General features: G+C 63.6%; 1 protein-coding gene. It reads left to right on the top strand.

The genetic code is table 11. The annotated features are described in order from the left end of the window. A partial coding sequence (tnpC, locus tag QN347_RS19250; RefSeq protein ID WP_323494333.1) for an IS66 family transposase occupies positions 1 to 1,205 on the top strand: 1,205 nt, incomplete at both ends.

Genomic DNA, 1,205 nt, shown 5'->3' with positions numbered 1-1,205 from the left:
CCTCAAGAAGATCGGCGAGACCCAGACCGACAGCCTTGAAGTCGTGCCGAGGCAATGGATCGTGCTGGAGACCGTCCGCGAGAAGTTCGTCTGCGGTGATTGCGGAACCATCTCCCAGCCTCCGGCGCCCTTCCATCCGATCTCGCGCGGGCGCGCCGGCCCCAACCTGCTGGCCATGATCCTGTTCAACAAGTTCGGCCTGCATCAGCCGCTCAACCGCCAGAGCGAGACCTATGCCGCCGAAGGCGTCAGCCTCAGCGTCTCGACGCTCGCCGATTATGTCGGTCATTGCACCATCCTGCTGCAGCGCATCATCGACCTGATCGAAGCGCACGTCCTGTCAGGGCAGCGCATCCATCACGATGACACCACCGTGCCGGTGATAGCGGCAGGCAAAACCATTACCGGCCGGATCTGGGCTTCGCTGCGCGATGACCGACCGTTCGGCGGCAGCGACCCGCCCGGCGTCATGTTCTACTACTCACGCGATCGCTCCGGAGTGCATCCGGCAAAACAGCTTGCCGGCTATACCGGCATTCTGCAGGCCGACGCCTATCCGGGTTATGTTGCGCTCTACCAAGCCAACCGCGAACCCGGCCCCATCACCGAAGCCGCATGTTGGGCCCATGCGCGACGACCGTTCTACAAGGATGCCCAAACCGGCAAGTCGCCGATCGCCGTCACGGCGGTGGCGAAGATGGACGCAATCTTTGCCGCCGAGCGCCAGATCAACGGCCACAGCGCCGCCGAGCGCCTCGCGTACCGGACCGTCCATGCAGCGCCGCTGGTCGCCGAGCTCGAGACATGGCTGCGTGCCACCTATGACAAGCTGTCACGCAAATGTGATCTCGCCAGGGCCATCAACTACATGCTCTGCCGCTGGGACAGCTTTACCCGCTTCCTCCACGATGGCCGGATCTGCATGACCAACAACGCCGCCGAGCGCATGCTGCGGACCGTGGCAATCGGAAGACGCAACTGGACGTTCGCAGGCTCCGATCGCGGCGGTCAGCGCGCCGCCGCCATGTATACCCTCATCCAGACCTGTCGCCTCAACAACGTCGATCCCCACGCCTGGCTCGCCGACGTCATCGCCAGAATGCCGGATCATCCGCAAACCCGCATTGAGGAATTGCTCCCAAGCGGCCTGATCGCTCGCGCACGCGAGACAAAATTACGCCCGATGGTCGTCGCCGAATGGATAC

It is taken from the genome of Sphingomonas sp. 10B4, assembly GCF_035019905.1.
GTDB classification, from domain to species: Bacteria; Pseudomonadota; Alphaproteobacteria; order Sphingomonadales; family Sphingomonadaceae; genus Sphingomonas; species Sphingomonas glacialis.
Note: the sequence above shows the minus strand (reverse complement) of the source record. Positions and strands in the feature narration are given on the sequence as shown.